This window comes from Methylobacterium sp. CCH7-A2, assembly GCF_001557075.1.
Taxonomy (GTDB): domain Bacteria; phylum Pseudomonadota; class Alphaproteobacteria; order Rhizobiales; family Beijerinckiaceae; genus Allobosea; species Allobosea massiliensis.
Genome location: NZ_LSKN01000180.1, coordinates 1 through 5,068, shown reverse-complemented (window position 1 = coordinate 5,068; position 5,068 = coordinate 1). Strand labels below are relative to the sequence as shown.

General features: G+C 63.3%; 3 protein-coding genes. All 3 read left to right on the top strand.

The window, feature by feature from the left end:
* The first annotated feature begins 380 nt into the window (after positions 1-380).
* Positions 381-821, top strand: coding sequence for a hypothetical protein (locus AX750_RS13815; protein WP_066719403.1), 441 nt, complete (start codon positions 381-383; stop codon positions 819-821).
* Positions 822-831: 10 nt separating this feature from the next.
* Complete coding sequence (locus tag AX750_RS13810; RefSeq protein WP_066734683.1) at positions 832-2,247, top strand: exonuclease domain-containing protein; 1,416 nt, start codon at positions 832-834, stop codon at positions 2,245-2,247.
* A gap of 450 nt (positions 2,248-2,697) precedes the next feature.
* Positions 2,698-5,068 (top strand): TrlF family AAA-like ATPase (locus AX750_RS13805; protein ID WP_082737665.1); only part of this gene is annotated, 2,371 nt, incomplete at its 3' end.

The window sequence follows — 5,068 nt, the reverse complement described above, 5'->3', positions numbered from 1 at the left end:
CGTAGCCATGCGAGACCGTGGCGTTGTGATCGCGCGCCAGGAGGTCGAGATCGACAAGCAGCATGCGGATCGCCGCCCTCGCATCGCGCTTGGCCTCGTCAAGCACGGCGTCGATATCGGCGTCGGTCGGGAAGACGGTGGCGGCTTCAGGCTCTGCGGGCTGGCGTTCGGCAGACATGACGGTCCTGGGTGCTAGCTGATCGTTGGGTGAACATAACAAGAACAATGTCGAGCAGACCGTCAAGGCGGACCGCGTCTGCACGCGACGGCAGCGGCTCGAAGCGGGGGAGAAGGAGATGGCGGGACCTGTGTTGGGTCACCCCCGGGAATAGGCGCCTCAGGAGCGGGCCGCCCGGGTCCGCGCTCCATGGACAAACAAGATGACGAGCCAGGACAAGGGCGGCGGCCGCGACGAGCCGGGGCCGCAGGAGGACGAACTCGCGCTGTATGCGCGGGCGTATCGTGGCGTGCTGGGGGCCGAAGAGCTCTTCGCCCGCTTCCAGGCCCATCTGGGCCATGCCCGGCGGATCGAGGCGGCGCCGGAATGCTATGACGGCTTACAGGGGCTGTCCGGGCGACAGATCGCGCAGGGTGCCCGCATGGCCGCCCGGCGCATGGCGATCCTCCTCGCCGAGATCCCGACCGAAGATCGCGCCGTCCTGATGCTGAAGGTCAGCGTCTTCGAGGCCCTCATCCGCGTGCCGCATGAGGTCGTCCGCTCGAATGCCGCGATCATGGCGGAGGCGGCGATGCAGGCCGATGGCGAACGAGCCGGCGTCGTCCTGATCCCCCTCGACCGGCCCGTTGGGCCGACGCATTGAGGGCGGCGGGATGAGCTACCTCTTCTACGATCTCGAGACGAGCGGACTGTCTCCCTGCTTCGACGTTCCGCTGCAGGCGGCGTTCGTGCAGACCGATGCCGAACTGCGCATCCAGCGCGAGCTGACGCTACGCTGCCGATTGCCCGCGCATGTCGTGCCGTCGCCCGACGCACTGCTGGTGACCGGCATCACGCCGGCGATGCTCGAGGAGCAGCCGCTCAGCCACCCGGAGATGATGGCGCAGATTGCCCGGATCATGACCGACTGCAGGCCCTGCATGATCATCGGTTACAATAACATCTCCTATGATGATGAAATCATTAGACAATCGAACTTTCGAACTCTTCTGCCGCCCTATCTGGGTTCGATGACGGGGCATGGCCGCGCCGATGTTCTGGTCATGCTGCGCGCCGTGATCATGCTGGAACCTGATGCGGTCGTGGTGCCGCGCAGCCCTGACGGCAAGCCGGTGCTGAAGCTCGGCCAGGTTTGCCGCTTGAATGGGATCGACCTCAGCGAGAGCGATGCTCACGATGCCCTCGCCGACGTGCGCGCGACGCGCGACCTGTTCAAGCTCCTGCTTGATCGGGCACCGACGACCATGACGGCGATGTTGGCGAACGCGAAGAAGAGCGGGCCCAACATCGTGATGGCCGACGACGACGTCGTCGTCCTCGGCGCTGTCTCCCGGTTGGTGCCGGTCGCGCCCTTCATCGTCTCGCCGACAAACCCGAACGCGCGCATCGTCATCGATCTCAGCGAGGATCCGGCCGGGTTGGTCGACTTGCAGGCTTCAGAGCTTCTCGCGCTGATCCGCGCCGGTCGGTCCCCGATCCGGCAGGTCAAGACCAATGCGCAACCCATCTTGTTCGGGTGGGACCAGGCGGCGCATTCGCTGGTCACGCCGCTGCCTCTGTCGGTCTACCGCGCCCGGGCACGGGCGCTCTGGGATCATCCGACCTTCACGCGGCAATTGGCCCTGGCGCTGGAGGGACGATACGACGACCGAGAACCTTCGCCTTGGGTCGACGAGCAGCTCTACTCCGGCGGCTTCGTCTCGAATGCCGATGCTGCAGCTTGCGAGCGCTGGCATCAGCTGCCCTGGGCGTTGCGGGCGAACTTCGCAGCCCAGCATATCCGGGATCCGAGGCTGCGCTCGTTGGCGATCAGGCAGGTCTTCCTGAGCGCGCCGGAGACGCTCTCGCCCGACGCATGCCGCCGCGGGCAGGACTGGCTCAAGCATCGGCTTGCGACGAGGGATGAGGTGCCGTGGATGACGATCCCCAAGGCGCTCGCGCGTTGCGAGGAGCTCGTGGCGACGGGCGAGCCGGCGTCGCGGCCGGCCCTCAATGCGATCCGGGCATGGCTGGTCGAGCGGCGCGATGCGCTCGGGCCAGATGAGGCCGGCCTGGTGGAGAGCGGTTAGGCTGCGACTCCGGCCTAGCCACTCACGGAGGACGACGACCGCGCGCGTCGGCCGTAACGCCGGCGCCGGTCTACAGCCGATCTCGGGCACATCCCTGTCGTAAGGCGACTGACGATTTTGGCCCATTTCCGACGTTGGGGATGTCCGCTTTAGGGTGGATCACTTTAGCGATTGGCACGCAGCCTGGGTTGGCTCCCGACAGATTCTCGGGGGGGGGGGCGCTCTCTTGCAGCCAGAAAAATGGCGGCACGCTCGAACAGGCCCGCACGATGGCGAACCAAGCTCCGATCCGCACGACGCCGCTCCGTGATCGACGGCCGGATGACGTCGCGCTCGACGATGTCAATCTCTTCCGTATCTGAACGGAATGCTGGCCACCTTAGCCGATACTTGTATATGACTGGAAATATTTCCGGATAGCATCAATGTGCCGGAACGGGGGGCGCTATTATGGTCGTGACGGCTGAACTACTTTCAGCGGGATCCCTCTGGCATCGCTGGGAGCCACATATCCATGCTCCGGGCACTGTCCTAAACGACCAATTCGCCGGCGGCGATGCGTGGGAGAAGTATCTTTCAGCGTTAGAGGCCGCAACGCCGAAGATCCATGCGCTTGGTATTACGGATTACTATAGCACCACTCTTTATGAGCGGGTGGTCAAGGCGTGGCAGAACGAGGGCCGGCTTCCCGATTGCCAGCTTATATTCCCGAATATCGAGATGCGGTTGGGCATCGGGACCGTGAAGGGTAGCTACGTCAACGTCCACCTGCTCGTACGTCCTGACGATACGGAGCATCTGGAACAACTCCGCCGTTTCCTCACGAGGCTGACGTTTCGCGCGCATGACGATACTTACGCTTGCACACCCGCCGACCTCACCAGGCTTGGTAGGCGCGAGAACCCAGCACTCACGGACGACGCCTCTGCGCTCTCTTATGGATCGGAGCAGTTCAAGGTCTCTCTTGAACAGCTGGAGACCACATACCGGGATTTCGGCTGGGCCCACGATAACATTGTGGTCGCCGTGTCAGGAAATGATGACGGTGTTGGAGGCGTGCGCGATGGCGCCGATGTTGTGATGCGCCAGAATATCGGCAAGTTCGCGCATGTGATCTTTGCCAGTAGCCCGTCCCAACGGGACTTTTGGCTCGGACGAAAGGCCGATCATCCTCCACAGGTCATCAAGGACCGGTATGGCGCACTGAAGCCCTGCCTCCACGGATGCGACGCGCATGCGCTCGCGACGGTCGCGCAGCCTGATCTAAGCCGCTTCTCATGGATCAAGGGCGGTGTATCGTTCGATGCACTTGGTCAGGCATGCATAGAGCCGGCGCGGGCGTATGTCGGTGAAGAGCCGCCCATGGGCGCTACCCCCTCGCAGGCCATCGCTTCCATCCGCATCCACGACGCGCCCTGGGCAACGACGCCGGCGATCGCACTCAATCCGGGTCTCGTCGCCATCATCGGGGCACGAGGCTCTGGCAAGACCGCGCTGGCGGACATGATCGCAGCAGGGTGCGATGCGCTCCCTGAACGCGAGAACGCCCAATCGTTCCTCGCGCGAGCAGGTGAGCTGCTGTCTGACGAGTCCGTCGAGATCGCATGGGGAGATGGGAAAGAGCTGACCACCCGCCAACTCGTCGAGGATCCGTTACCGTTCCGGTCGCGCTACAAGCGTGCTCGCTACCTGACCCAGCAATTCGTCGATGAACTCTGCTCGTCCGCAGGTATGACGGACGCGCTTATGGGCGAGATCGAGCGTGTCATTTTCGAAGCGCACTCCGCCGATGACCGCGAAGGCGCTTCAGATTTCAGCGAACTCCGGTCGCGGCGCGCGTCCCATTTCCGCGATGCGCGCGAGCGAGAACAGAATGCTTTGGCGACCGTTTCTGAACGCATCGGTGCAGAGCGCGAGAAAATGCATCTGGTCGCGGGACTGAAGGCGCAGATCGACGAAAAGGAGAAGCTTGTCGCCCGCTACACAGCGGACCGTCAGAGGCTCGTAGGCAAGGGCACGGAGAAGCGAGCTGCCAGGCTGAACGCTGTAACGACGGCAGCGGACAAGGTGCGAGGCTATGTGCGCTATTATGCGAACCAGCGCTCATCAATTCTCTCGGTGAAGCAGGATGTGTCCGACCTGCGCAATAACCGGGCTCCCGAGGATCTGCGCAGGCTGAAGGACCGGTTCGGCACCAAGCTCATCGGGGATTCCCAATGGGAGCCGTTCGGGCTGACGCATAAGGGTAACGTCGATGCTGTCGTGAGCGAGAAGCAGCTCGATGTGGAACAGAAGCTGGCATCCTGGAAGGGCAAAGCGCCGACAAACCCGGTAACGATCGAAGGCGCTTTCGTTGCGGACGACGATGATCTCGAGAAGATGCCGCTGGCTATGCTCGAGGCCGAGGCCGAGCGTTTGCAGAAGCTAGTGACGGTCGATCGCCAGTCGGCGGAGCAATATGCCACTATCTCGAAACGCATTGTGGACGAGAATACCAATATCGAGAAGCTGCGAGAGAAGCTGACCGATTGCGAGGCTGCCTCCGGCCGCGCGCAGTCGCTCATCGGCGAACGCGAGGCAGGATACCGACGCGTCTTTGATGCTCTGCTCAGCGAAGAGAATGTCCTCCGCGAACTCTACGCCCCGCTTTCTGAGCGATTGAGCCGATCGCAAGGCTCGCTTCGCAAAATGTCATTCTCGGTCCACCGGGTCGTCGATGTCGAGCGTTGGGCGCGCGAGGGGGAGGCGCTGTTCGACCTGCGGCGACTAGGCCGTAAACCCATAAGACCGTCCGGCCGATTCCAGCGGCGTCGATTTCGTG

Coding starts and splice junctions, on each gene's coding strand:
- AX750_RS13810 (WP_066734683.1), top strand. CDS start 832: ATGAGCTACCTCTTCTACGATCTCGAGACGAGCGGACTGTCTCCCTGC.
- AX750_RS13815 (WP_066719403.1), top strand. CDS start 381: ATGACGAGCCAGGACAAGGGCGGCGGCCGCGACGAGCCGGGGCCGCAG.